We start from the raw sequence: 25,704 nt of genomic DNA, 5'->3' as shown, positions 1-25,704 counted from the left end.
CCGAACCACAAGGGCATGCCGGTCGTGCCCGAGGACAGCAAACTCGACTTCTTCCAAAAGCAGGTCCTGACCTCACGCAACATCCGCGGCGGATCCTTCATCAACAACGCCTTCGGCGGCCTGAACTTCCAGATCGAACACCACCTCTTCCCGGACATGCCCCGCCCGCACCTGCGCCGCGCCGCCGAGATCGTCCGCGAGCACTGCGAACGCCTCAAGGTCCCCTACACCGAAGTCGGCGTCGGCGCCTCCTACGCCGCCGTGGTCACCTACCTCAACCGGGTCGGCCTCGCCGCCCGCGACCCCTTCGACTGCCCCATGGTCAACAAATACCGCCGGCTGTAGCCTCCGCCTTCAAAGGACGTCCCGCACCCCCGGTGCGGGACGTCTTTGGGTTAAGGCACCCGGACAGGCTGCGGTAAGTCAATCATCAGCCTACTTCCTATTTCGTCCGGACTGCGGGTAGCGTAGGCCCCTCGGACAACCCCATGCCATTGAAGGAGCACGATGTTTTTCCTGTTCGGCCTCACCTCACGCGAGCGCGTCCTGTTCTCCCGCTCCGCCAGCTGCCACTTCTGCGGGCGCTTTGCTCCGCAGCAGGTGATTCAGCGGGCCACGAAGTTCACAGTGTTCTTCATCCCGCTGCTGACAGTGCGCAAGAGCCGCCTTCTGGTGTGCACCAACTGCGGAGGGGCATCGCCGCTCAGCGCGCAACAGCAGAGGGCCATGGCAGTCTAAGGCGCCGGACGGCGACCCACCGGCTCAGGCGTTCCAGAGTCCGTAGGAGTCGGCGAGCGAGGAGATCTTCTGCGCCCGCGCCAGCCGCGGAAGGTAGGAGCCGTCCCCCACCACCGCGCCGGCGGCATGGGCGCTGAGCAGCTCCACGGCCCACTGGATCTCCGATTCGCTCGGGGAAAGCGCCCTGTTGATCGTGTCGGTTGCGTCGGGAGAAAGGCATAGCTTGCCGGTCATCCCCATTGAGGCGGTGACCCTGCTCGCCTGCAGCAGGTCATCACCGAGCGCCCCGACGGTGGGCCCGTCGATGGGGCCCGGAAGCTGGCCGACGCGGGATGCGACAACAAGCTTTGACCGTGCATAGGCAAGCGCCAGAGGGTCGTCAGAGGCGCCGGTGTCCCGGCGGAAGTCGCCGACACCGAAGGCCAGACGGAATGTTCCCGGGGCACTCGCGATGGCCGTGGCGTTTTCGATGCCGAGCGCCGATTCCACCAGGGCGAGGACCGGAGTTCCGGCCTTGAGCCGCATCGCGGTATGGGTCACCTGCTCAGGCTTCTCCGTCATGGCGAGCATGACCCCCCGCAGGCCGGGGAGCCCGGAGAGGGCCGCGAGGTCATCGGCCCAGTAGTCGGTTTCAATCCCATTGACGCGCACCCAGGCGGTCATGCCGCTGGACAGGGCCTGGACGACGCGGTCCCGCGCCTCAACCTTCGCGTCGGCAGGTACCGCGTCCTCCATATCGAAGATGACGGAGTCCGCCTCAGAGGCGAGCGCCGGGGCGAAGTTGGCCTCCGAGGCCGCTGAAGCCAGCAGCCAGGATCGGGAAAGTTTGGCTGGGAGCGCGGCGGCGCGGCTGTTTCGAAGGGAGGCCATAGGGAAACACTACTGAGGGGGACGGCCCATTATCCAACGGGGACGAAACCGCCCCGGGAAATCGGGACCGCAGCCCGCCGCCGCTCGGGCGTGCGGCGCGGCCCGGCACCGGAAAGGCGCCGAAACCAACGGCCCGGCTGCGGCAGTACGGGCCCGGCCTCGGTAGGCTTTCTGCCATGGCTAAGGATGAGACCGTTCTCGACCTCCTCGGAATCGACGAGGCCAGTGAACGCATCTACCACCTTGTGCTGCGGCAGGGGGCGGCAAGCGTCCCCGTGGTGGCGGAACAGCTCGAAATCTCCCACGCGGAGGCCGAGGGCCGCCTCGATAAGCTGCGCGGGATGGGCCTTGTCGCCCGGCGGGCCACCGAGAACGGCGACTACGCGCCGGTCGATCCCCGGTTTGCCCTGCGGATCCTCACCGACCGGCACAGCGACGGCCTGGCCCGCATCCGCGACCACATCGGCGTGCTGGCGGACCAGTTCGACGCCGGCCGCTCGAGCCAGGCCGACGCACCCCAGACACAGGTCCTGAGTGGGGCCGATGCGCTGGCCGCCTGGTACGTGCGGCTGCAGCACCAGGCGGGGAGAGAGTTCCTTGCGTTCGACCGGCCTCCCTACGTGTCGGCATCCTCGAATCCGCTCGAACCCGTGGTGCTTGACCGCGGGGTGTCGTGGCGGGCCATCTACTCCGCCGCCAGCTTCGAGCACGAGGGCGGCTGGGAGGAGGTCCAGCGCCTTGTCGCCCGCGGGGAACAAGCGCGGGCGACACCCGATCTCCCCCTCAAGCTGGCCATTGCCGACCGCACGGTCGCCATGGTGTCCCTCACCCTGGAGGGGGAACGCTTCGACGCCCTCGTCACCGAGTCGCCTCCGCTGGTTGAGGCCCTCTGCCAGCTGTTCGAGTTCTATTGGCGCTCTGCCATCCCGGTGGCGGGCAATCCTGAGGCCGTCGCCCGAGGTCTCACGACTCCGGGGCGCCGGCCGGAGCGGGCGCCGACCCCTGAGGAGCATGCGATGCTCACCCTGATCGGTGCCGGCCTGAAGGACGAGGTCATCGCCCGCCAGCTCGGCATGTCGGCGCGCACCCTGCGCCGCAGGAGCCAGGACCTGATGGCAGAACTGGGAGCCGCCAACCGGTTCCAGGCCGGGGCGGAGGCAGCACGACGCGGGTGGCTGTGACGGTTCGATGACGTATTGGGACAGGCATTCAACCATTTTGTGGCCTCCTGCGGCCATCGGCCTCCCGCGGCCATTTATTCGGTGCATGGAACCGTAGAGTTACGGCACGCCAAAAGGCGATCGTGACGAAGGATGTCCATGTCGATACTCGGTTCCCGTTCCCTAACCCACCTTGCCGGAGGCACCGCGGCGCTCGCGGTCCTCGCCGGCGGCCTCACGGCCGTTGAGGGCCCTCCCGCCTCCGCCGCCAATAAATCCCAACGTGTCATCATCGAATTCGAGGGGGAGCACGCGCTCGCCCGGCTCGGTGATGCCACGGCCAACGCACTGCGGAAAGGAACGGGAAACGCCCGCTCCGATGCGCAGAGCGCCTACCGCTCGGCCCGCGCCGAGGTGACCGGGGCGCAGGAGGGCGTCCTTGCCGAGGCAGGAGCCCGCGGCATCCGGCTCGAAGAAACCCGGCACGTCACCGGCGTGCTCAACGCCGTCATCGCCACGGTTGACCCGAGCCAGCTCGAGGCACTCCGCGGGATTCCCGGCGTGGCCCGGGTGAACCTCGACCGCCAGGTCCATTCCCTCGAGACCGCCCCGGCACCGGAACCGGCCGATCCCGCCCAAGATGGGGAGGCGACGACCGCGCCGACTGCGCCCGCCGAGAAGCCCACTCCTCCAACCGACCCCGCGGCCCCCGCGCCCACGCCGAAGGCGACGGCGAAGCCCTCAGCGAAGCCCGCTCCCAAAGACGCAGCGAAGCCCGCCAAGAGCACCCAGCCGGACGACGCCGATGCCCCGACGACGGCGGAAACCGCCGCCGGGAAGGGCTCGGTCGTCGCTGTCCTCGACACCGGAATCGACTACTCGCTGCCGGAACTGGGCGGTGGATTCGGCGAGGGCTTCAAGGTGGTGGATGGGTACGACTTCGTCAATGACGACGACGACCCGATGGACGATCACTATCACGGCACGCACGTCGCCGGAATTGTCGCCGGGACCGGGGCGGCACCCGGAGTGGCGCCCGAGGCGGCCCTCACTGCCTACAAGGTGCTCAACGAAGAGGGCGCGGGATGGGAATCGGCGATCATCGCCGGGATTGAAGCCGCGGCGGACCCCCTCGGCGAGCGCCCGGCCGATGTGATCAATATGAGCCTCGGCGGTCCAGGGGATGGAAACGACGCCCTCGGTGACGCAGCCTCAAACGCCACACAGAGTGGCGTCCTGGTGGTCGCCGCCGCAGGAAATGAAGGCCCGGGGGAAGCGACCATCGGAACACCCGCAGCGGCCGCGGACGTCCTCGCCGTCGGCGCATCGGTGACGGACTACCGGGTCGCCACAGCGGCGCTCGCCGCTCCCATGCAGCGCACACTCACCACCTGGCGGGCTCCGTTCAGCGCGAATCCGCCGGAACAGGACCTCACCGCACCGGTGGTCGCCGTCGGTGGGGCAGGAACGGCCGAAGACTTCGACGCGGCGGGCGATGTCGCCGGCAAGGTGGTCGCCCATCAGGCCGAACTCCCCCGAAGCGCCACCGAATCCGCCGGCGGCCTCCTTGGGATCGCCCAGCTCGCCGAGGAGCGCGGCGCGGCGGCAGTCATCTTCTACAGCCCTCCTCCTGAAAGCGACACTCCACCCGTAATCGGGCCCGGGGATCCCACGGGACCCGGGGTGGATCCGGGCATCACCGACGCCGCACCGAGCGCGTCCGGGCCCCTCGCCCAGAGCAGTGATTCACGGCTGGATTCGCTCGTTGTCCTCGGAATGAAGAACTCGGAATACGCTGCCTTCGCCGAAGCGGTGGAGGAGGGAACTGCCCGGATCACCATCTCGTCGGTCGACGCGACCGACACCATCGCCAGCTTCAGCTCCCGCGGACCAACAGTCCGCAGCCGGCTCAAGCCCGAAATCGTTGCTCCCGGTCTGGATATCCTCTCAATGGTTCCATCCACCTTCGGGGCGCCCGGCAATCTCGCCCGGCTCTCCGGAACGTCGATGGCCTCGCCCTTCGTCGCGGGAGCCGCGGCCATCGCGAGCGCCCAGCATCCCGACCTGGACCCGGCATCGCTTCGCTCGCTCCTCGTGGGGAGTTCAAAGGAGCTCGCGGGAGCGTCCGCACGGCTCTCCCCCACCCTCCAGGGCGCCGGCCGGGCCGACACGGGCACGCTGAAGAAGGCAAGCGTTCTCGCATCACCGTCGTCCCTCGGGTTCGGCCAGGCCGACGCCCGGGGGGACCGGCCCGTTCCCCTTGAATTCGCCCTGAAGAACCTTTCCAGCGAGCCGGTCTCTGCGCGGCTTGAGGTCCTTCCCTCAGACCGCAGCGCCGGTGAACTGACGCTGAGCAGCCCCGAAGTCAGCATCGCACCCGGCGCCTCGGTCCCGGTGGAGGCGGTGGCATCCGCAACGGTGTCCGAGGCCGACTCGGAGCTCTCGGGGGTCATCCTCGCCCGTCTGAGCGACGGCACCGAGGTGCGCATCCCCTACCTGCAGCTCTCGCGCCGCCTCTCGGTCACCGCTACGCCCCAGCCCGCGGCTCCCGGAACGACGAGGGTCCTGATTAGCTCCTTCCTCCGCCTTGACGAGACGCCAGTCCTGACGGTGTCCCCCAACGGCGGGACTGATGAACCGTTCACCGTCACTACGGTTCCGTCGCCGTCGATGCCCGGCTGGTACAGCGCCGACGTGGAGGCACGCGATGTGGGTGCCTACACTCTCACCGCCACCGGCGTCACCGGTGGCAGCCAGATCGCGGGGTCAGGCTCGATGGAAGTCGTCTCCGGTGAAACGAGCGAGACCACCTGGAAGCAGGTGGGGCGGAACGCCAGTTCGGACCAGCTCGCTGTTTCGCCGGCCGCACCAGGAACTGCAATGCAGACGACGTCGACGTCGGTGCGCCCCTTCATCACCACCGATCACGGCGCCTCGTGGCGGCAGATGAGGTCCCTGCCGGTGGCCGACGGCAGCGGTATCCCTCTAGCCGACCCGAAAAACGGCAAGGCCTTTTGGTACGCCGTCAATGGCGGAGGGACGAATCCCCCCATGGACCCAAGCTACGCCGGGCGCCTGCTGCGCACGGAAGACCTCGGGAAGACCTGGAGCGTCCTGCCGATGCCCGACAAGCACGTCTCCGCGGTCGTCAATGACGGCAGCAGGCTTGCCGTCCTCACCGCGGACGGAGTGGAGATCAGCCTCGACGGAGGGGCCACCTGGTCCCACCTGCCCTTCCGCTGGGCGGGAGCGGTCACCGGCGCCGCGCTGCAGAACGGCAACCTGCTGGTCGCCGGGACCGAGCGGGTCTGGCGGGTCGAGGACGTCTTCGGAAGCCCCGGCACCCCCGATCTGGTGTACGAATCCCCTGACCGGAGCATCACCGGGGTCGCCGCGACCGGCTCGGTGGTGGCCGTCAGCGAACGCGATCGGGTCACCACCTCGACCGACGGAGGCTCGACGTGGAGGACAACCGAGCCGCTCGGATCCTTCGCCATCGACGTCCACGCGGTGGGAGATGAACTAATCCGGGCCACCAGCAACAACGGATATGCCCGCTCCACCGACAACGGCGTCACCTGGAAGGACTTCACCTACCCGGGCGGAGGCGGCGGCATCGGCAGCGACTTCGCCCGGTGGCCGGACGATCGACGTTCCCTGCTCGTAGCGATGGAAACGAGCGGCCTCTACGCCTCACGCAACGACGGAGACTCCTTCAAGCGGCTGGGCGTGGCTGCCACGACCATCAAGGACGTCATCGCGTCGACCGATGTCAAGGGCGCCCCGCGCCTGTTCGTGTCCGACGATCAGGGCTCCGCATCGCGCGAGCTTCCGGCCGGGCGCAAGCTGCCCGCCAACATCGTCGAATGGGGCCCCACGGGCGGGGAGGGCATGATCGGCGTCCGCTCCGATGAACTGGAGCAGGACGCCGGGGACCGGAACGCCCTGTGGAGGACCCGCGTGGATGCCTGGTTCGCCCACCGGATCGAGGTGAGCTCCGACGGCGGAGCAACCTGGACGCAGGCCGGCAGGTCCTCCCGCGGACAGGTGATCCACGACCTTGAGGCCAGCCCGACCACGACAGCGCACGGCGCTGGGAGCTACGCGGACTTCGGGGACAAGGGCCTCCTGGTCACCCGTGACGCCTGGCAGACCTGGGAGACATACCAGCACCCGATCACCATCCGGAACATCGCCATCGACCCCTCGAACGACACCCGGATGTGGCTTGCCGCCGACGAGGGACTCTACCTCTCGGAGGACGACGGAGCCACGATCCGTCAGGTGCAGGAAGGGGAAACCTCAACCGTTTGGGTCGATCCGGTGGATCCGCTCCACGTCGTCGCCGGGGGCCGGGGCATCTCCGTCTCGACCGACGGCGGGAAGAGCTTCACGCGCTCGGACGTCGGCGGGATCGACATGTACACCAGTTCGATCACCGAGGCCGTCGTGAAGGGCAAGCGCGGACACTCGACCGTCCTGTTCGCCGGATCGACGACCTTCCGCCCCACACCGCTGTGGGTCCACGGCCGCGGGGTACTCGCAAGCCTGGACGGGGGTCTCACCTGGAAGAACGTGTCCGCCGGGCTGGCCTCCACCTCGGTCACGTCGCTCGATGCGAGCAACGACGGGAAGTGGCTGTTCGTCGGCACCCGGCAGGGCGGACTGTTCCGCGCCGACACCGCCGAACTGATCAGGGCCGCCGGTTGACCGGGCCCTCCGCTGATCAGTTCTCCCGCTGATCGAACCGCGGGCTGATCAGTCCCCACGCTGATCAGCCCGCACGCCGATCAGCGAGCACCAGGGCCCGCCCGGCAGCCGCGGGCGGGCCCTTTCATCTTCGCCCCGCGCGTGCCAGCTTCCCCGCGGCGTGCGGGTCCGGGCCCCGGGCCTCCATCAGCCAAGCACCTCGTCGAGGTAGCACCACCGCCACGACTCGCCCGGTTCGACGCTGCGCATCAGCGGGTGACCCGTGTTCCGGAAGTGCCGGTCGGCATGCAGGCCGGGCGAGGATTCGCAGCATGCGACCTCGCCGCACTCAAGGCACATCCGCAGGTGCACCGGCGTCGTCCCCTCACGGGCGCAGTCACGGCACTGGGGGTCCGCCGGCGCCTGCCGTTCGGGCGCGTCCTGCAGATGCGCACACCCGTCCCGGACGGGCCGGTCCCTCGGCTCCGCCAGGGCGGCCGGGCCCACCGCAGGAACAGTCCCGCCGGCTTCATCCGCTTCCTCGGCGAGGAACGTCTCAAGCATCGCTTCCTCGGAGTCGAGCCGCTCAAGGACCTCATCGACCACTTCGGCGGCATAGAGGCCCTGCCGGCGCAGCTTCAGCACCTCCCGGCGTTCGGCGCCGAGCATGACCATCCGCAGTTCGAAATACCGTTGGCTGGGCGTCTGGAGCTGCTCCTCGGGCGGACCGAGGCGCTCCCAGGCCGCGGCGCTCCACTCCTTGGTGCGGCGGCGGAGCATCCCCAGCAGTTCCGGGGAGTCCTCGGCAAGGATGCGTCCCTCGAGCTGCCCCAGACCGGCCGCGGTGGATTGGCGCACCAGCAGGGCCCGCTGCAGCGCATCCTCCCGGCGGTCGGGGCCGCGCAGCCCCAGCCGGCGCACCACCCAGGGCAGACTGAAACCCTGGATGCCCAGGGTGCCGGCGGCCACGACGAGGGCGGCGAGAATGAGCACCGGCCGGTGCGGAATGTCCTCCGGGAGGACGAACACCGCCGCCAGCGTGACCACCCCACGCATCCCGGCCCACGCGATGACGGCCGGCAGCTGCCAGGGCAGCGGAGGTTCGGTGGTCCGGATCCGCGGAACGAGCCGGGGCAGGTAGCTGGCGGGGAAGACCCAGACCGGTCGCAGCACGATGACCGCCAGCAGGATGATGCCGCACACGGTCCAGACCCGAACCGGGCCCATCGGGTCCATCAGGGCGGCGTCGACGATCGAACGCACCTGCAGCCCGATGAGCAGGAACACCGCGTTCTCAAGGAGGAACTGGACCGTCGCCCAGTTGGTGCGCTGGCTCAGCCGTGAGGCGCTGCCGGGCATCGCAGGGGTCCGGGTGCCGATGATCAGGCCAGCCACGACGACCGCGAGCACCCCCGAGGTATGGAGCGCCTCGGCGGGCAGGAACGCGACGAAGGGTGCGGCCAGGGACATCGCCGTGTTGATGGGCACGTTCCGCACGCGCTTGCGGATTCCCAGCAGCACCAGGGCGGCGCAGGCGCCGATGAGCGCGCCTCCCGCGGCCGCCACCACGAATTCGAAGGCAATCTCGAGCAGGCTGATGCTCCCGGCGAGCGCGGCGACGGAGGAGCGCAGCAGCACCAGGGCGGTTGCATCGTTGACCAGCGACTCCCCCTCGAGCACCGCCACGGCCCGGCGGGGCATCCCCACCCGCCGCGCGATGGATGTCGCCGCGACCGCGTCCGGGGGCGCGACGACGGCGCCGAGGGCGAACGCGGCCGGCAGGGGCACATCGGGGACCAGCCAGGCGACCAGGAGCCCCACGGTGACCGTGCCGAAGATGACGTAGCCGACCGAGAGCAGCGCGATGGGACGCTTGAGGGCCCGGAACTGCACGGCGGGAGTCCGGAGGGCGGCCGCGTACAGCAGCGGGGGCAGGATGCCGATCAGCACCATTTCGGGGATGAGTCGCACCGGGGGGATGAACGGCAGGTAGGACCCGATCACTCCGATGACCACGAGCAGCAGCGGAGCCGACATCCGCCACCGGGTGGCCAGGGCGCTGCCGGCGCAGATCACGGCCACGATGGTGAGCAGGGTCAGGGCGAGGTTCATCCGCGAGCGGCTTGGTGTTCCTGCGCCGGCGCGGGGCCGGCCCTGTCGTCCTCCGCGGCCTGCCGCAGCGGCAGCCGCACCTGGAACTTCGTGGCCGGGTCGCTGACCAGCTTCAGCGACCCATGGTGTTTGTTCACGACGATCCGCCAGGAAATATCGAGGCCGAGGCCGGTTCCGCTGCCCACGGGTTTGGTCGTGAAGAACGGCTCGAAGATCCGCCCCCGGAACTCCCGGGGAACGCCGGGCCCGGTGTCCCCGATTTCCACGAGCACCATGTCCCGCTCGCGGACGGCGGTCACGGTCAGCCGGCCCTGCCCCTCCATGGCGGCCACAGCGTTGTCGATGAGGTTCGTCCAGACCTGGTTGAGTTCGGCCGGATAGCACTGAAGCATCGGCAGTCCAGGGTCGTAGGTCTTCTCGACAGTGATCCCGGCACCGATGCGCTGGGCCAGCATGACGAGCGTGCTGTCGAGCAGCGTACGCACGTCGGCCTCCTGGTAGGGCGCGCGGTCGAGCTGGGAGTACTGGGAGGCCGCGTCGACCAGGGTGGAGATCCGGGAGGTCGAATCCTGGATTTCGTTCATCAGCTGTTCGGTGACGATCACGTTGGCCAGCCAGTGGAGGACCCCGTTGATGTCGCCGTCGGGAGCGGCCGTTGCGGCCTCCCTCAGCCAGTCCTCGCCGACGCCGGCCTGGACGAAGGTCGCGGCCAGCTCCCAGCTGCCTTGCACACCGTGGTCCTCGAGCCAGTCGGCGAGCGCGTCCTCCCGGTCGGAGACCTCAAGCGGGCCGAGGGTTCCGACGTGCGCGGACCGGCGCAGCGCCTCCTCCTGCAGGACGACGAGCCGCTCGAGCGCCTCCGGAGCCACGGTCAGGCCCGCCGCGAAATGGATCGTGTCACGAAGGGCGGCAACCCGTTCCCGCAGCACGGAGGTGGCCCGCAGCGCCGACGCCGCCGGGTTGTTGAGCTCGTGGGTCAGTCCGGCAGAAAGGGAGCCCAGGGCCATCAGCCGCTCCCGCTGTGCGATCACCTCGCGGGTGTTCTCCATTCCCAGGAACAGCCCCTCGAGCAGGTGCAGCGCCATCGGGAACCAGTCGCCGACGAGGTTGCCGAAGTCCTCGGCCCCGATCTCAAGGAACCGGCTCGGCCTGCTCGTCCGGAAGGATGTCGAATAGATCTGGGGTACCCGGTCCCGGAGGTAGGCCTGCACCGCGCCGGCGTACACGCCCCGCTGGCTGGTGCGGATGAGTTCGACGTCGTCGTCGCCGACCCGGCGGGTCAGCACCACCTCGCCGTCGAGCAGGACGTAGAACACCTCCGCCGGCGTGTTCTCGCTGTAGATCGTCTCGGCCCCGTAGGAGCGGATGGTGCCGATCTCGCAGATCCAGGCGAGCTGCTCCTCGGTGAGCTTCTCGAACAGAAAGAGCGTGCGGAGCTCCTCCGGATCGCACCGCTGGCCCCCGTTCACTGCGCGGCCAGGTATCGATGGGCGAGGGTGACGGCCATGGCGCCTTCGCCGACCGCTGAGGCCACCCGTTTCACCGAGCCGGCGCGCACGTCGCCCGCGACAAACACCCCGGGGATGCTGGTCTCGAGCGGGTACGGCATACGGTCGAGCGGCCAGTCCGCAGGGGGCCTGCCGTCGGTCAGCAGGTCGTTGCCGGTCACGATGAACCCGCGGCTGTCCCGGACCAGGGCCCCCTCGAGGTTTTCCGTGTGGGGATCGGCTCCAATGAAGACGAACAGCCAGTTCGTCTCCGCCTCCCGGGTGGTACCCGTTTCCCGGTTCCGCAGGGTCAGCCCCTCAAGGTGGTCCTCGCCGCGGGCCGCCGCCACCTCCGTCTGGAGCAGGAGCTCGATGTTCGCGGTGGCCTCGATCTGGTCGATGAGGTAGGAGGACATCGACGCCGTCAGGCTTGAGGCACGGATCAGCAGCTTGACCGAGCGGGCCGTGCGGGCGAAATAGACGGCGGCCTGCCCTGCGGAATTGGCTCCCCCGACGATGTAGACGTCCTCGCCGGCGAGGTCGGCCGCCGAGGCGGTGGCAGCACCGTAGAAGACACCCCGATCGGTGAGGTGCGGGAGCCCAACGCCTGCCAGGGTCTTGTAGGCCACGCCCATCGCCAGCACCACCGCATGCCCGGCGATTTCCGTCCCGTCATCGAAGGTCACGACGCGCGCCCCGCCCCGCGCCTCCAGCCCGGTCATGTTGCGGGTGGTGAGCACCTCGGCACCGAACTTGGAGACCTGGCGGCGGGCCCGGTCCGCCAGCTGGGCACCGGAAACACCGTCGGGGAAGCCCAGGTAGTTTTCGATCCGTGAGCTCTGCCCCGCCTGCCCGCCGGTGGCGTTTTTCTCCACGAGGACCGTCCGGAGGCCCTCGGACGCACCGTAGACCGCGGCCCCCAGCCCCGCCGGGCCCCCGCCGACCACCACGAGGTCGTAGAAATCCTCGAGCGGGGCGGTGCTCAGTCCCACGCGTTCGGCCAGGACGGTGTCGGTGGGGGCGATCAGGGCGTCCCCACCGGCGGTCACCACCACTGGAAGGACCGAGCCGTCGGTGCCTGCCGCCGCCAGGATCCGCTGCGCCTCCGGTTCGGTGACCGGCAGCCAGCGGTAGGAGATCTGGTTCCGGGCGAGGAATTCGCGCACTTCGACGGACCGCGCCGACCACCGGTGGCCCACGAGGGTCGTGGTGTGGACGGGCCGGCGGTCCGCGGTCCGCCAGGACTCGAGGAGGGAATCGACGACCGGGTACAGCTTCTGCTCCGGCGGGTCCCACGGCTTGAGCAGGTAGTGGTCGAGATCAACGACGTTGATCGCGTCGATGGCCGCGCTGGTGTCGGCGTAGGCGGTCAGCAGCATCCGGCGGGCGGCCGGATAGATGTCGATGGCCGCCTCGAGGAACTGGATGCCGTTCATCTCGGGCATTTTGTGGTCGGCGATGAGCAGGGCCACCTCGTCGCCGCGGAGCTTGAGCTCCCGCAGCGCCTCGAGTGCCTCGGCCCCCGAGTCGGCGCGCACGATCCGGTACTGTTCGCCGAAGCGCCGGCGGAGGTCACGGGCGACGGCCCGGGAGACGCTCGGTTCGTCGTCGACGGTGAGGATGGCGACAAGCCCCCTTGCGCCGGCGGCCCTCCGCTGGCCCGCTGGGGCAGTCACGGCCGCCCCAGTGCCGGCCGGCAGCCCGGCCCGGCACCTTCGTGTTGAGCAGCTTTCCTGCTCCCGCCCCATGGAAGAAAAGTTGATCCCATGGCTGGGCCTCCCACGTCCGGTGCGCCTCGGGGCGCACGCGATTATCGAACCATCTGTGCCGGGGAGGGTCAATAGCGCCTGCGCCCGCCCTGCCGCGCCCTCCCGGTTTCCGGGAGGTCGCGGCAGGCGGGGCGGGCCGCGCCGGGATCAGCGGATCCGGGCCGGGGCCTAGAGGTTCGCGTCGGCGTAGGCCCGCAGCGCGTCGCGCACGAACCCAGCCTTCTCCGGTCCTCCGTAGACCGCGCTGAAGCGGGGGTCGGCGACGTACATCTCCCCGAGCCCGATCACGTAGTCCTTCGCCGGCCTGCCGCCCTCGCGGGGGATCCCCGGCGCCTCGGACAGCCATTCGAAGTGCCGGGCGGCGAGCTCCTGCGCGCGGGGACCCTCCGGCCGCTCACCGTCGGACGCCGCGGCCACCCAGCCGTCGGCGAGACGCTTGGCCGCCGCCGCGTAGTCCTTCCGTTCGGCATCGCTCTTCACCCGCCACCAGGAGTCACCGGCGGCATACGCGTCGGCGCCCCACCGCTGCTCCACCTCCTCCTTGTACTCGGTGTGGTCAAAACCGTCGAACATGTTCTCAGCCATCAATGGCTCCCCTCTCTCGAGACTCCGCACGGTGCCGAGCACCGATTCGATCTGTTGTCCGATCCGCTGCTGTTCACGGCGCAGTTGTCCCAGGTGGGTGCGCAGCGCAGCGGCCGGGTGTTCACCGCCATCGAGGATGTCCCGGATGGCGGGCAGTGCCAGCCCGAATCCGCGCAGGAGGAGGATGCGCTGAAGGCGCACCAGAGCGTCGTCGTCGTAGTACCGGTAGCCGTTGGCGCCCACACGCGACGGCGGAAGGAGGCCCAGCTGCCCGTAGTGGCGCAGGGCCCTGCTGGTGGTGCCGGCGAGTCTCGCGACGTCCTGGATTGACCGTTCCACTTTCTCTTCTCCCGTTCTGGATTCCGTGGCGGATCCAGCGTAGGAGTTGACGCAGCGTCAAGGTCAAGGGCGGTACGCGAGGGGGGACCGGCCCGGGGAGGTCAGCTGTACCAGAACCAGTGCGGCGGGCTCCAGTCCGCCGGCACCGTGTGCCCGGCGAAGCCGCCGCACTCCGAGCAGGAGTAGCCCGCGCTGGCGGGAAGGATCGCTCCGCCGCCGCTCGGGAGCCGGGGCGGGACGTACTCTTCGAAAATCAGAAAATCGTCGGTGCCGCAGCGGTGACACCAGGGGCGTTCGCCGGTTTCGACGGGGGCCGCCCCCGGCCGGGCGGTGCCGGGCGTTGAGTTGATTGTCGTCATTGCCTTCACCATCTCGCTTCAAGCGGTCGACGTCGGCCGCGAACGGAAGTAAGGATACTGATCAACTTAGGATACTACCGGCCCAGACCACCGGATAGTCCGCGCACCGCATCAGCGCCGACCTGCTGGACGCAAGCTTTGGGAAACGGAGGCCCCAAGAACCCGCAGGGCGCCCATCTTTGGCACAATGTCCCCATGCCGCCACGAGCCCCCCGCACCACCGATGCGCTGCCCCCCGCCGAGGCCGCAAGGCTCGAACGGGCGCTTGCCGACAGCTCCGACATCACCGTCTTCGTCGACGGGACGGCGTTCCGCCTGCCCGCCGGTGCACGCGAGGCTGTGGTCGACCTGCTCGAACGGCTCGGCGCGGGCGACACCGTGCAGTGCTCCTCGGTGGCCGAACTGCTGACGACCTCGCAGGCCGCCGAACTGGCCGGGATCTCCCCGACCTACCTGCGCAACCTCACCGATGCCGGGGAGATCGCCGCCGAGTACCGCGGCTCGCACCGGCGCATCCGGCGCAGCGACATCGAACAGTGGCTCCGCCGCCAAGGCGCCCGCAGGGCCGGTTCAGAACCTCGGGCGGAGCATCCAGCGGCGGGCCTTTAGGGCGAGGTGCAGCTCGAGCCGCACCGCACCGCCGAGCGGATCGGCTCCGATGATCGCCCGGATCCGCGCGAGGCGGTTGTACACGCTGCTGCGGTGCAGGTGCAGCTGCGCGGCGACATCCTGCACCGACCCGTTCTTGTCGTACAGCAGCTCGAGCACCGGCAGCAGCTCCCCGGCCCGGTCCTGCTCCTCCAGCTCGGCGAAGTAGATGCTCCGGGCCGCCGCCGCCTGCCAGCCCACTGCCGCGAGCATCTGGTAGGCGCCGATCGAGCGGTACTCGACAATCGTGCCGAGCTGCGGCTCGACGCCGGCGGCCTGCGCGGCGCAGCGGGCCTGGCCGTAGGACTCGGCCAGCCGCTCAAGGCCCGCGAAGGGCTCCCCCAGGCCCAGGACCGGCAGTGCGGCCGGGCGCCCCGCGCGCTTGGCCAGGCCCTCCCCGTACCGCCGCAGGACATCGGCGTGGGCGGCATAGCCGACCCCTGCGCGAAGGAGGAGGACCGCATGCGTCGGCGCGCCGGCGCTGAAGAGGAACGGTTCGACGCCGACCGTCGCCTGCAGGGCGGCGGCCCGGTGCATCAGCGTGCCCGCTTCGGGATCGGCCGCCCGCGGGCCGCCGGCGTCGGCGATCACGGCGACCTGCCACGGACCGCCGTCGTCGACCTCCGGCCACCCCCAGAGGTCTTCGAGGGCGGAGGCGGTGCCGCCGCAGGCGGCCAGGAAGTCCGTCTCCCGGCGCGTGCGGTGTTCGGAGTCGGCCGTATTGTCCTCAAGCAGGAGCTCGGCGAGCCGGTCCAGGTCAGGGCGGACCCGGGGAAGGGCGGCGAGGATGTCCGCGGCGGGATCGGCCTCGGACTCCTGCTGCACCCAGAGATATCCCACCCGGAAACCCTTGACCAGCAGGGGCACGCACACCCGGCCCAACATCCCCAGGTCGGCGTTCGCCGGGACAGCCACGGGACGCACCGCGGTCCCGATCCCGTGCCGGAGCTGCCAGGCACCGACGTCGGCGGGAACCTTCTTGCTCAGCAGGAAATTGACCCGGACCCGGTCCGCGGAACTTTGGTGGCTGCTGTAGGCCACCAGCACGCCGTCGAGGTCCTCGAGTGAAAGACCCCGGCGCAGTGTCCCGGCGATCCGCTCGACGGCGTCCTCGATGGCGGAGGTGTGCATCCCGCCAGCCTAGGGGCTGCACCGGCAGCGGGGCGACATTTGCCGCTCCCGGACTCGACGAATGTCGATTGCTTTCACCGGCTCCCGCTGCTAGTGACCTGGGACACAGGAAGCGGTGCAGCCCCGGCGTCGTGCGCCAGCGCGGGCACGGGCGGGCCGGGACGCCCGTCCGGCGGGCAGCCCTCCGCGCGGCATCGCGCGGGCGGCGCGGCGCAACCCCGGCAAAGCAGCAGACAGCGGTTTGGGTGCCGCTCATACTTGAAGCACGCCCCACCGGGCGCCTGCCCGAACGACACCTGGAGAACCCCATGATCATCGGCGTCCCGAAAGAAGTTAAGAACAACGAGTACCGCGTCGCCATCACGGCCTCGGGCGTCCACGAGTTCCAAACCCACGGGCATACCGTGCTGATCGAGCGGGGCGCCGGAACCGGCTCCAACATCACCGATGCGGAATACCAGGCCGCCGGCGCCCAGATTCTTGAGGACGCCGACGAGGTCTGGGGGCGTGCCGACATGGTCCTCAAGGTCAAGGAGCCGATCAAGGAGGAATACCACCGCTTCCGGGAGGGCCTGATCCTCTTCACCTACCTGCACCTCGCGGCCGAGGCCGAGCTCACCCGGAACCTGCTGGACGCCGGGGTCACCGCCATCGCCTACGAGACCGTCCAGGACGGGCGCGCCCTCCCGCTGCTCGCCCCGATGTCCGAGGTCGCGGGGCGGCTCTCGGTCCAGGTGGGCGCCCAGGTCATGACCGCCCCGGCCGGCGGCCCGGGCCTGCTGCTGGGCGGAGTCCCCGGAGTGCGCCCGGCCAAGGTCACCGTGCTGGGCGCCGGTGTCGCCGGCACCAACGCCACGGCCATGGCCGTGGGTACCGGGGCTGAGGTCACGATCCTCGACATCAACATCGCCCGGCTGCGCGAGCTCGACGCGCAGTACGCGGGACGGGTGAAGACCGTGGCCTCGAACGCCTTCGAGATCGAGAAGTCGGTGCTCGAGGCGGACCTGGTGATCGGCTCGGTGCTCATTCCGGGGGCGAAGGCCCCCAAGCTCGTCACCAACGACATGGTCTCGCGGATGAAGCCCGGCAGCGTGCTGGTCGACATCGCGGTGGATCAGGGCGGCTGCTTCGAGGACTCACACGTCACCACCCACCAGGAGCCGACCTTCAAGGTCCACAACTCGCTGTTCTACTGCGTCGGCAACATGCCGGGCGCCGTCCCGAACACGTCGACCTATGCGCTGACCAACGTCACCCTGCGCTACGCGGTGGCCCTGGCCAACCGGGGCGTGCGCGCGGCGTTCGAGGCGGACCCGGCCCTGGCCCGCGGGCTCAACACGGCCGCCGGCCAGGTGGCGCACTCCTCGGTTTCCGAGGCGCACGGGCTCCAGCTTGCCGAGGACTGGCGGGATCTGATCTAACCGCCCGCAAGCCGGTGGGCCTGCTCAATGAGGCGCAGGCCCGCCAGGGAATCCTCAGGGTCCACCGGAATGGTCCCGTCGCTGCGGACAGCCCCGGCGAGCTGCCGGTAAAACGCGCCGTAGTCGCCGCGGGCCGTCTCCACCGGCTCCGCCGACGGGTCGAGGCCGAGCCGGCCCCACAGCTCCTGCGGTTCGCGCCCGTACAGGGGGTCCCCGGGGAGCATCCCGGCCTCGATCGAGGCTTCCTGCGGATCGACGCCCCACTTCGTGTAGGAGGCTTCCGTTCCGGTGAGGCGGAACCGGGGCCCGGCCTGCGGGGCGAGGAAGTTCATCGCCAGGTGGGAGAGGACTCCCTGCTCATGGCGCAGGACCACGAACGCGTCGTCGTCCGGGCCGCCGCCGGAGCGGGCCGTGGCCAGCTCCGCGTGCTCAAGGGTCGCCGGGCCGAAGAGCCTCAGGGCCTGGTCGATCAGGTGCGGGCCCAGATCGTAGAGGATGCCTCCGCCCTGGTCGGGGCCGGCGCTCTTTTTCCACGGTTTGGCGACCGCGGGCTTGAAGAACTCCATGCGCGATTCGAACCTCCGCACCCGGCCCAGGGCGCCCTCCCGGACCAGCCGCTCGACAGTGAGGAAGTCGCCGTCCCACCGCCGGTTCTGGAATACCGTCAGGACCCGCGAACGCGAGGAGGCGAGTTCGACCAGCCGCTCGCCCTCGGCGCTGTCGACGACGAAGGGTTTGTCGACGACGACGTGGAGCAAGGCCTCCAGCGCCGCTCCGGCCAGCGCGGCGTGGGTGGCCGGCGGCGTGCTGATGACGGCCAGGTCCAGGTCTGCGGCCCCGGCGAGGGCCTCCTCCGCCGAGGACACCACGGCGGCCCCCGGGTAGGCCTGCCGTGCGGCCGTGGCGCGCCCCGGATCGGAGGTGACGATGACCTTCAGCTCGAACCGGGGGTCAGCGGCGAGGAACGGGGCATGGAAGACCCTTCCGCCGAGACCAAAACCGAAGAGCGCCGCGCGGATCTTATGCATGGCCCCAGCGTACCGGGATGCGTCCGTCCGTCCGCGGACGGGCGCGCCCTGCGGCCAGCCCCCTGCGCCCATCCGGCTACCTTGGCAGGAAGCGCTCGACCAGTTCGTTCCAGCCCGCGATGAGGCGCTCCTGCGGCATCCGGCGCTCCTCCATGAGGTGGATCAGCAGCCCGGCATTGAGGTAGGCGGCGAGCTGGTACGCGGCCAGTTCGATGTCGCCGGTGGTTCCGGCCTCACGGAGGAGAAGGCCAAGGTGCTGTCGGGAGAGCCGCTGCGTGGGGTGGCCGAGCGCCTCCGGCCCCTCCTGCGCGGCCCGCAGCAGGTGGCCCTGGAATTCGCACCGCCGGATCGACGCCTCGCCGAACGCCTTCAGCCGCTCCCCCGGGGCTGCCCCGGGACCGAGGGGAGGCGGCCCGGACATGAATGCGGCCTGGAAGTCCCTCCCGGACTGATCGAGCAGCGCCTGGATCAGCCCGGTCTTGTTCCCGAACCGGCGGAACAGCGTGCCCTTGCCCACTCCGGCGTGGCGGGCCACCTCGTCCATGGTGAGTTTCTCGGGTCCGTGCAGCTCCACGATCCGGACGGCGGCCTCGAGCAGGAGCTGGCGGTTGCGCGCGGCATCGGCCCGCTCGCCGTCGTTGCCGGAGAGCCGGAGCACTGGATTCCTGCCCGACATAGGTCCAAGCATAGTGCGGAATAAAGTGGACCGCGGTCCGGTTACAGTAGGCAGCGGCCTGAGGGCCGAGACCCATTACCCTCACAAGGAGTACCCATGACCACGACCATCCTCACCCTCGTCGGAAGCCTCCGCGGAAATTCACACAACCGCCAGATCGCCGAAGCTGCAGCTGCGGTTGCCCCGGGTGACGTGAGCATCGTGACCTATGACGACCTCACCAGCATCCCGTTCTACAACGAGGACCTCGATGTACCCGGCGCCGTTCCGGCCGCCGCCGCGAAGTTCCGTGCCGCAGTGGCCGAGGCCGACGCCGTCCTGCTCGTCTCCCCCGAGTACAACGGCACGATTCCCGCAGTGCTGAAGAACGCCATCGACTGGGCCTCCCGCCCCTACGGCGCGAGCTCCATCTCGGCCAAGCCCGCAGCCGTGATCGGCTCCTCCATGAGCCCCTACGGTGCGGTACGCGCCCACGACGACGCCCGCCGCTCGCTCGGCGTTGCCGGCGCCTCGGTGCTCGAGGATGCACAGCTGTCGGTCGGGGCGAGCATGGACCGGTTCGCCGAGATCCACCCCAAGGATGACGCCGAGCTCGTCGAGCAGGTCACCGCGATCCTGAACGCGCTCTCCGGTGCCGCCAAGGAACCGGCTGCCGCGTAACGGAGCTTAATCGCTGGTGTTGATCAGGAAGGCCGGGCAACTGCCCGGCCTTCCGCCGTTTAACGAGGTACGGCCGCGCCGGCGCTCAGTGCCACAGGCTGTCGGCCCAGGCGGCGTCCCGGAGGTAGTCCCTCGCCGGGCCCACCTCCCAGAGTTCGCCGGAACTCGCGAGGACCCCGCTGTCCCTCAGGGACGCAAGCGCCGCCGCGGAACATCCAAGGGCCACTGTCAGATCACGGTCGTCGGCGGCGATAACGAAATCACTGCGGTCGCTCATGGGAACCTTCTTCTGGTGGGGGGGCGCTGCGGGTCGTGGCGGTCAGGAGGTGCTGTGCAGCCGGCGCCGAGCCCCCGCCGGCACCTGCGGGCTCCAGGTCCGGGCGTGAAGCCCGAGGGCCGCCTCCTCCCGGGGCAGGAAGCCCAGCCGGTTAAGCGTCATGTGTGCCTGGTACACGGTCAGGTGGCGGGCGCCGCGGCTCACGCCGGCCTTGTCCGCGCTGCTCAGGTAGGAGTCAAGGGCCGAGAACCACCGCCGGCGCCAGTGTTGAACGGTCGCTTCAGCCGCTGTGGCCCCCATGAGGCTGTGGAACGCCGGGCTCTTGGCGCGGACCTGCTCGGTCATGGCCTGCCGAACGGCCGGCGCCCGCACACCCAGCTCGGCGGTGCAGGCCGCAAGGTGGTTGTCCCAGTAGGAGTCCCAGGAGTCCCGCCGCCGTTCGGGCCAGGTACCCGAGCGCGGCCCGCGCATCATGGCCTGGGTTGAATCGAAGAGAATCAGCGCCCCCAGCGCCGAGCGGCTCTGCATGCGGGTGAACCGCTGCACGGCCCACAGGGAAAGGTCCGAGCTGAGTTCGAAGACCTGCTCGGCCAGTTCGAGCCCGGCCGAGCCGCCGTAGGTGATGAGGTCGGCCTCGAGCTGCGGATCGGGTTCTCCGACTCCGCCGAAGTAGTAGAGGTCCACCGCCGGGCTTGAGGTGTGCTGCCGGATCGAGACCTTCGGCCTGGCAGCGCTGCGGTGAATCCGCTGGTCACGCTGGAGGCCCTGGAGTTTCTCAAGGACACGGGGGTGGGCCTGGATGTTCACCCGCACCTGGGTAGCCGGGTCGCCGCTGCGGGAAAAGTACCAGCGCTTGGCTCCCAGCGAGCGGGCCTGCGCCACCAGGGGGGTAACCAGCTCTTCGATGATGCCGTCCGCTACATCGAAGCCACCCGTGGTGAAGGTGAGGTGCCACCATTGAGTGCTCCCGGCCGTTCGTGAGGCGGTTCGAACGGTGGTGAGCTGACTCATGGGCCCTCTCCTTCAGGGTTAGTGGTTACCCCGCTGGGGCGGGATCGGGGGGAACGCCGCCGTACCAACACGCACGGCGTTCCGTCTTACTTCGGCCAGTCCCAACTGCCGGCGACGAGGTCTCCACGCGGCGATTCGGCGCTGCCTGCCGCGACGGCCGGGCCCGCCGGTGACACCGCTCCCATGAGGATGAGGATTCCGGCGGCTGTGCCGAGGAGCTTCTTCATGGAGATCACCTTTCGCAGTGGGACTGATTCCCGGCAGGAATAGCCGACGCACCTGTGAGTCGGGCCTCTCGATGCCGCCGTTCCACCAGCACCGCCTTTCCGGTCTACCCAGAATGGTCGGACTGTCCCGGCGTGTCCAGCCCCCCGGATGGCCGCTTCAGGACATGGCCGGAACCGGACTTCCGGCCGCCCGGTCGGCGGCCGTCGTACCCCGGATACCCGCGGGAATCCCCGGAAATACGCGGAACAGTGGAGCGCCAACGCCCGCGGGTTGCCACTCCGCCCGCGGTGTCATTAACTGGACATGCCATGTTTTTCGCGCCGTCGAGCCGGCGGGAGCGCCACCGCGGGATTGGCGGGGCGGCCCGGGCTCGTCTGTACTCTGGGGAAGGGCGGGCCGCCGACGCGCCGCCCGGTGTCCGTCCAGAAGGAGGTCTCATGCTCGATGGTTCATGCCTTGAGTTGTACCGCTACGCCGTCGGCCATCCCGGCTGGACCAAGGAGCAGGCCTCCGAGGCGCTGGGGCTGACGCTGCGCGAGATCGACAATGCCATGACCGAGCTTCAGGCCCGCCGCCTCCTCGGCCCCCAGGCCGCCGGCACCGCCGGCTTCGTCGCGGTCTCACCCGATGTCGCCCTCGCGGACCTCGTCGACGCCGACGAGCGCTCCCTGCAGGAGCTGAAGATGCGCATCAGTTCACGCCGCCGGGAGCTTTCAAGCCTCGTGCCGATCTTCCTCGAGGCGCGCAAGCAGAGCGTGTCGAGCACCTCGGTGGAAACCCTTGAGGATCCCCACCTGATCCACCGGGTGCTGATCGACTACGGCAGGGACGTCTCCGAAAAGGTCCTGATCGCCCAGCCCGGCCAGGGCTCCACCGCCGATGTGCACGAGGAAAGCATTCGCAAGGACCTCGACCTCCTCAACCGGGGCGTCCGGCGCCGCACGCTCTACGACGTGAGCACCCGTGACCACGTGCCAACCCGCAAGGCCGTCACCGCCATCCAGGCCGGCGGCGGTGAATTCGGGGCCCTTCCGTTCGTACCGCTGCGCATGATGATTTTCGACCAAAAACTCGCCCTGGTGGCCCGGCAGCTCGACGCCGGCGATAAGGCGGCGCTGGTGATCCGCGACCCCAGCCTCATCCACATCTTCACCCTGCTCTTCGATGTGGCGTGGGAACTGAGCGAGCCGTTCCTGGCCCCGGATCCCACGCAGACCCCCCTCAACAGCATGCAACACGCCATTCTCCAGGGGCTGGCCGCCGGGCTGTCCGATGAATCGATCGCCCGGCGCCTCGACATCAATGTGCGCACCTGCCGCCGGCACATCGCCTGGATGCTCGAGACGCTGCGGGCCGACAGCCGCTTTCAGGCGGGGGTCAAAGCCCGCGACGCCGGCTGGATCTAGACGGGACAAAGCGTCCCGGCCGCCGGACGGCTGCGCCCGGGCGTAGCATGGGCCGGCGGAGGTACTGCGAGCGGGGGATGGAATGGCCGGAACCGGACGGAACGCCGTGGTTGTCGGCGGCGGCATTGCCGGGCTGGCCGCCGCCTGCTCCCTGCTGCGCCAGGGATGGACCGTGACCGTGCTCGAGCAGGCCCGCCGGTTCGCGGAGGTCGGGGCCGGGCTGGCTCTGACGCCCAACGGCCTCTCCGCGCTCTCGACGCTCGGGATCGATGCCCCGGCGCAAGGGGCGGGCCATCCCGTGCAGATGGCGGGCAGCCAGGACCACCGCGGCAGGTGGCTGGTGCGTATCCCCTCGGGCACCCCCCGGCGCCCGCCCCCGACGGCCTACGGCATCCACCGCGGGGAACTGCACCGCCTGCTCCTGGCATCCGCCCAGGGAGCCACCCTTCTGCCCGGCGCGCGGGTCGTGGGCATCGACCCGGGTCGGCCGGACGGGCCACGGGCAGTCGTGTTCTGCGTCTCGGACAAGGGGGATCTGGCCCTCGACGCGGATCTCGTCGTGGGAGCCGACGGCCTGCGCAGTGCCTGCCGTCAACAGCTCGCGCCGGCGTCGGAACCCCGGTACAGCGGGAAGTCCGCCTGGCGGGGCGTCGTCCGGGATTTCCCTACCGCGGCCAACGGCTTCGCGGTGCGGTGGGGCCCGGGTGCCGAATTCGGGGCACTGCGGCTCGGCGCCAGCTCCGTGTATTGGTATGGGTACACCTTCTCCGAGGAAGGCCAACAATGGCCCGATGAGAAGGACGCCGCGATGCGGCACTTCGCCGGCTGGGCCGAGCCGGTCCCTTCGCTGATCGGGGCGACACCCCGGCAGGTGGTCCTCCGCCATGACGTCTACGCGCTCGCGCCGGCCCTTGAGACGTACGTCTACGGGCGCGCCGTGCTCATCGGGGACGCCGCCCACGCAATGGTGCCCACCCTGGGACAGGGGGCCAATTCCTCCCTTGAGGACGGGGCGTGCGTCGGTCTGCTCATTGCCCGCGCGGTGAACGAGGGTGCTTCCCTGGCCGCCGCCCTCGGCAGCTATGACGCCCAGCGCCGCCCCCGCACGCAGCGGATCGCCCGCCGGTCCGCCACGGCCGGCCGGTTGGGGGCGGACGTCCGCGCGCCGGCCGGTGTCGCCGCCCGGAACGCACTGCTGAGGCTTCTCCCGGGCCGCGTCGCTGCCCGCGCCGGCTCGTCCGTCCTGGCGTGGCGGGCACCAGCGTGAGCGGTTCCCCGGCCGACGTGGGGGCGCGCACCCCATATGGGCAACAGCTGTTGCCCCCCGGTGAACCCGCCGCCTAGACTCGGGGGGTGACGAACTCCAGTGACTCAAGCCACGAAGTGATTCCCGCCGAAACCGAAGCAGCCCTGGAGCGGGTGGCCGATTATGCGGCCCGCCACGACGTGCTCTACTCGGCCCGTGCCGCCAACATCAAGCAGTCGGCGGTCCGCGATGTCTTCGATATTTCAATCCGGCCCGGCCTTGTGTCCCTCGCCGGAGGCAGCCCGTACCTGCGTTCGCTGCCCCTCGAGGACCTGGGCCGCACCGCCCAGCGGATCATCGCCGAGCAGGGCCTCGAAGCCCTTCAGTACGGCGGCGGCCAGGGCATGGAGGAGCTGCGCGAACTGATCTGCGAGGTGATGGCCGCCGAAGGGATCACCGACGCCGACCCGGCCGACATCGTGGTCACCACCGGCTCCCAGTCGGCCCAGGACGTCGCCGCCAAGGTCTTCTGCAACCCCGGCGACGTGATTCTCTGCGAAGATCCCACCTACGTCGGGGCACTGAACACGTTCGAGGCCTACGAGGTCGACGTCGTCACCGTCCCGATGGACGACAAGGGCCTCATTCCCGAAGAGCTCGAACGCACCATCCTCCGGCTGAAGGAGGAGGGCCGGTCGATCAAGCTGCTCTACACCATCCCCAGCTTCAACAACCCCAGCGGGGTCACGATGGAGGCCGGCCGGCGCCAGCGCGTCGTCGACATCTGCCGGGACAACAACATCCTGGTGCTCGAGGACAACCCCTACGGCATGCTCCGCTTCGACGGCCACCCCCTGGCGCCGATGCGGGCGGGCAACCCGAACGACGTCATCTACCTCGGCTCGTTCTCGAAGATCTTCGCCCCGGGTGTCCGGCTGGGCTGGGCGCTGGTTCCGCGCCACCTGCACCGCCGCTTCTACCTGGCATGCGAGGCCGTGGTGCTCTGCCCGTCGCCGCTGACCCAGATGCTGGTGAGCGCCTACCTGACGGACTATGACTGGCGCGGCCACCTCGAGACCATGAGGGTGCTGTACCGGGAGCGGTGCGAGGCGATGCTCGCCGCGCTGGCCGAGCACCTTCCGGAGGGCGTGCACTGGACCACCCCCGAAGGCGGCTTCTTCGTCTGGGTGACCCTGCCCGAAGGGATCGACACCTATCCCCTGCTCTACGAAGCGATCGATGCCGGCGTGGTCTTCATTCCCGGCGCGGCCTTCACCCCCTCGGACGAGGCGTCGAACAAGCTCCGCCTGGCCTTCAGCGCGGTCTCCCCGGAGGACATCGCAGAGGGCGTGCGCCGGCTTGCGCCCATCCTGCAGCGGGCCCTGGCGTCGGTCCCGCCGCAGAACGCGGCGCACTCAAGCAATTCCTGACGTCCAGCAACTCCTGACGGGCGCCTCCCGGGCGGGGCTCGGGCAACCCATCGGCCCGGCCCCGCGGGGGCACGACAACGCGTTGCACGGGGGTTTCCGCCACCCGGGCTGACGGCGGCGGCTCTGCCGCGGCCGGGTGCACAGGACCGGCCGGCGCGAAGATCACAGCGGGATCACAAACCCGTCCTCCCAGTTACAGTTCGGTGACAGTGGTTGTTGCCTCCCAACAAGCGTGCCTACGGTTGAAGGACACAACAGGAGCCGCGCACCAACGGCGGCGGCTTCAGAGCCGGCCTTGAGGACCGCATCAGCGCGGCCGGAAAAGACATCAAAGAGGGCCAATAACGACACGCGCCCCATCCATCGAACAGACCGAGCACTCTCGCCGGAAGGGCCGAACAGTCAGCGTTCGCCCTGGGCTTCGAACTTCAACC

General features: G+C 69.7%; 22 protein-coding genes. 10 read left to right on the top strand and 12 right to left on the bottom strand.

Annotated features, from left to right (window positions below; genetic code table 11):
- Together GVV86_RS16100 and GVV86_RS16095 are read left to right on the top strand one after the other, a co-directional pair.
- The coding region (locus GVV86_RS16100) for a fatty acid desaturase family protein (RefSeq protein WP_201291483.1) at positions 1-345 on the top strand (345 nt) is incomplete at its 5' end.
- 162 nt (positions 346-507) lie between these two features.
- Complete coding sequence (locus GVV86_RS16095) at positions 508-738, top strand: zinc-ribbon domain-containing protein (protein WP_133403577.1); 231 nt, start codon at positions 508-510, stop codon at positions 736-738.
- 24 nt (positions 739-762) lie between these two features.
- On the opposite strand, the gene GVV86_RS16090 is transcribed toward GVV86_RS16095, so the two are convergent.
- Positions 763-1,608: an HpcH/HpaI aldolase/citrate lyase family protein gene (locus tag GVV86_RS16090; protein WP_159803372.1), complete on the bottom strand. Its 846-nt coding sequence runs from the start codon at positions 1,606-1,608 to the stop codon at positions 763-765.
- Positions 1,609-1,784: 176 nt separating this feature from the next.
- On the opposite strand from GVV86_RS16090, the gene GVV86_RS16085 reads away from it, so the two are divergent.
- Both GVV86_RS16085 and GVV86_RS16080 read left to right on the top strand, forming a co-directional pair.
- On the top strand, positions 1,785-2,789 hold the full coding sequence (locus GVV86_RS16085; RefSeq protein ID WP_159620631.1) for a helix-turn-helix domain-containing protein: 1,005 nt from the start codon (positions 1,785-1,787) through the stop codon (positions 2,787-2,789).
- Positions 2,790-2,927: 138 nt separating this feature from the next.
- Positions 2,928-7,478 (top strand): S8 family serine peptidase, encoded by a 4,551-nt coding sequence (locus GVV86_RS16080; protein WP_159803371.1) that lies wholly within the window; start codon positions 2,928-2,930, stop codon positions 7,476-7,478.
- Between the two features lie 186 nt (positions 7,479-7,664).
- On the opposite strand, the gene GVV86_RS16075 is transcribed toward GVV86_RS16080, so the two are convergent.
- The 5 genes from GVV86_RS16075 to GVV86_RS16055 form a co-directional block, all read right to left on the bottom strand.
- Positions 7,665-9,569, bottom strand: a complete 1,905-nt coding sequence (locus tag GVV86_RS16075; protein ID WP_159803370.1) for a cation:proton antiporter domain-containing protein — start codon at positions 9,567-9,569, stop codon at positions 7,665-7,667.
- Positions 9,566-11,038, bottom strand: coding sequence for an ATP-binding protein (locus GVV86_RS16070; RefSeq protein ID WP_159803369.1), 1,473 nt, complete (start codon positions 11,036-11,038; stop codon positions 9,566-9,568). The genes GVV86_RS16075 and GVV86_RS16070 overlap by 4 nt, the downstream gene beginning before the upstream one ends.
- Positions 11,035-12,732, bottom strand: a complete 1,698-nt coding sequence (locus tag GVV86_RS16065; RefSeq protein ID WP_246670018.1) for an NAD(P)/FAD-dependent oxidoreductase — start codon at positions 12,730-12,732, stop codon at positions 11,035-11,037. Before GVV86_RS16065 ends, GVV86_RS16070 begins: the two co-directional genes overlap by 4 nt.
- Before the next feature lie 261 nt (positions 12,733-12,993).
- Complete coding sequence (locus tag GVV86_RS16060) at positions 12,994-13,749, bottom strand: MerR family transcriptional regulator (RefSeq protein WP_159803367.1); 756 nt, start codon at positions 13,747-13,749, stop codon at positions 12,994-12,996.
- A gap of 101 nt (positions 13,750-13,850) precedes the next feature.
- Positions 13,851-14,108, bottom strand: coding sequence for a hypothetical protein (locus GVV86_RS16055; RefSeq protein ID WP_159803366.1), 258 nt, complete (start codon positions 14,106-14,108; stop codon positions 13,851-13,853).
- Positions 14,109-14,303: 195 nt separating this feature from the next.
- Here GVV86_RS16055 and GVV86_RS16050 point away from each other — a divergent pair, with 195 nt between their 5' ends.
- The gene (locus GVV86_RS16050) at positions 14,304-14,717 is read left to right on the top strand and encodes a helix-turn-helix domain-containing protein (protein WP_159620543.1); all 414 of its coding nucleotides are present in this window, start codon (positions 14,304-14,306) and stop codon (positions 14,715-14,717) included.
- On the opposite strand, the gene GVV86_RS16045 is transcribed toward GVV86_RS16050, so the two are convergent.
- On the bottom strand, positions 14,679-15,887 hold the full coding sequence (locus GVV86_RS16045; protein WP_159803365.1) for a PucR family transcriptional regulator: 1,209 nt from the start codon (positions 15,885-15,887) through the stop codon (positions 14,679-14,681). The two genes, GVV86_RS16050 and GVV86_RS16045, sit on opposite strands and share 39 nt — an antisense overlap.
- 308 nt (positions 15,888-16,195) lie before the next feature.
- Here GVV86_RS16045 and ald point away from each other — a divergent pair, with 308 nt between their 5' ends.
- Positions 16,196-17,308, top strand: a complete 1,113-nt coding sequence (ald, locus tag GVV86_RS16040; RefSeq protein WP_159803378.1) for an alanine dehydrogenase — start codon at positions 16,196-16,198, stop codon at positions 17,306-17,308.
- Here the strand turns inward: ald and GVV86_RS16035 are convergent.
- Together GVV86_RS16035 and GVV86_RS16030 are read right to left on the bottom strand one after the other, a co-directional pair.
- Positions 17,305-18,336: a Gfo/Idh/MocA family protein gene (locus GVV86_RS16035; protein ID WP_159803364.1), complete on the bottom strand. Its 1,032-nt coding sequence runs from the start codon at positions 18,334-18,336 to the stop codon at positions 17,305-17,307. The two genes, ald and GVV86_RS16035, sit on opposite strands and share 4 nt — an antisense overlap.
- A 76-nt stretch (positions 18,337-18,412) precedes the next feature.
- Complete coding sequence (locus GVV86_RS16030; protein WP_159803363.1) at positions 18,413-19,012, bottom strand: TetR/AcrR family transcriptional regulator; 600 nt, start codon at positions 19,010-19,012, stop codon at positions 18,413-18,415.
- 96 nt (positions 19,013-19,108) lie between these two features.
- Here GVV86_RS16030 and GVV86_RS16025 point away from each other — a divergent pair, with 96 nt between their 5' ends.
- Complete coding sequence (locus tag GVV86_RS16025; protein WP_159803362.1) at positions 19,109-19,672, top strand: NAD(P)H-dependent oxidoreductase; 564 nt, start codon at positions 19,109-19,111, stop codon at positions 19,670-19,672.
- 85 nt (positions 19,673-19,757) lie between these two features.
- Here the strand turns inward: GVV86_RS16025 and GVV86_RS16020 are convergent, their stop codons facing one another.
- From GVV86_RS16020 to GVV86_RS16010, 3 genes are all read right to left on the bottom strand, one after another.
- The gene (locus GVV86_RS16020) at positions 19,758-19,949 is read right to left on the bottom strand and encodes a hypothetical protein (protein WP_120166358.1); all 192 of its coding nucleotides are present in this window, start codon (positions 19,947-19,949) and stop codon (positions 19,758-19,760) included.
- Positions 19,950-19,991: 42 nt separating this feature from the next.
- Positions 19,992-20,960, bottom strand: a complete 969-nt coding sequence (locus GVV86_RS16015; protein ID WP_159803361.1) for a lantibiotic dehydratase C-terminal domain-containing protein — start codon at positions 20,958-20,960, stop codon at positions 19,992-19,994.
- 86 nt (positions 20,961-21,046) lie between these two features.
- Positions 21,047-21,187, bottom strand: a complete 141-nt coding sequence (locus GVV86_RS16010; protein ID WP_159620537.1) for a hypothetical protein — start codon at positions 21,185-21,187, stop codon at positions 21,047-21,049.
- A 438-nt stretch (positions 21,188-21,625) separates the two neighbouring features.
- Between GVV86_RS16010 and GVV86_RS16005 the strand changes: the two genes are divergently transcribed.
- The 3 genes from GVV86_RS16005 to GVV86_RS15995 all read left to right on the top strand — a co-directional run bounded on the left by GVV86_RS16005 (position 21,626) and on the right by GVV86_RS15995 (position 25,270).
- Positions 21,626-22,594: a LuxR C-terminal-related transcriptional regulator gene (locus tag GVV86_RS16005; protein WP_159620536.1), complete on the top strand. Its 969-nt coding sequence runs from the start codon at positions 21,626-21,628 to the stop codon at positions 22,592-22,594.
- An 82-nt stretch (positions 22,595-22,676) separates the two neighbouring features.
- Positions 22,677-23,861 carry an FAD-dependent oxidoreductase gene (locus tag GVV86_RS16000; protein WP_159803360.1) on the top strand — a complete coding sequence of 395 codons (1,185 nt, stop codon included), beginning with the start codon at positions 22,677-22,679 and terminating at the stop codon, positions 23,859-23,861.
- A gap of 86 nt (positions 23,862-23,947) precedes the next feature.
- Positions 23,948-25,270, top strand: a complete 1,323-nt coding sequence (locus GVV86_RS15995) for an aminotransferase-like domain-containing protein (RefSeq protein ID WP_159803359.1) — start codon at positions 23,948-23,950, stop codon at positions 25,268-25,270.
- Positions 25,271-25,704: the final 434 nt, after the last annotated feature.

Origin of the sequence: Arthrobacter zhaoguopingii (assembly GCF_009828595.1) — a bacterium.
Classification (GTDB): Bacteria; Actinomycetota; Actinomycetes; order Actinomycetales; family Micrococcaceae; genus Arthrobacter_D; species Arthrobacter_D zhaoguopingii.
Note: the sequence above shows the minus strand (reverse complement) of the source record. Positions and strands in the feature narration are given on the sequence as shown.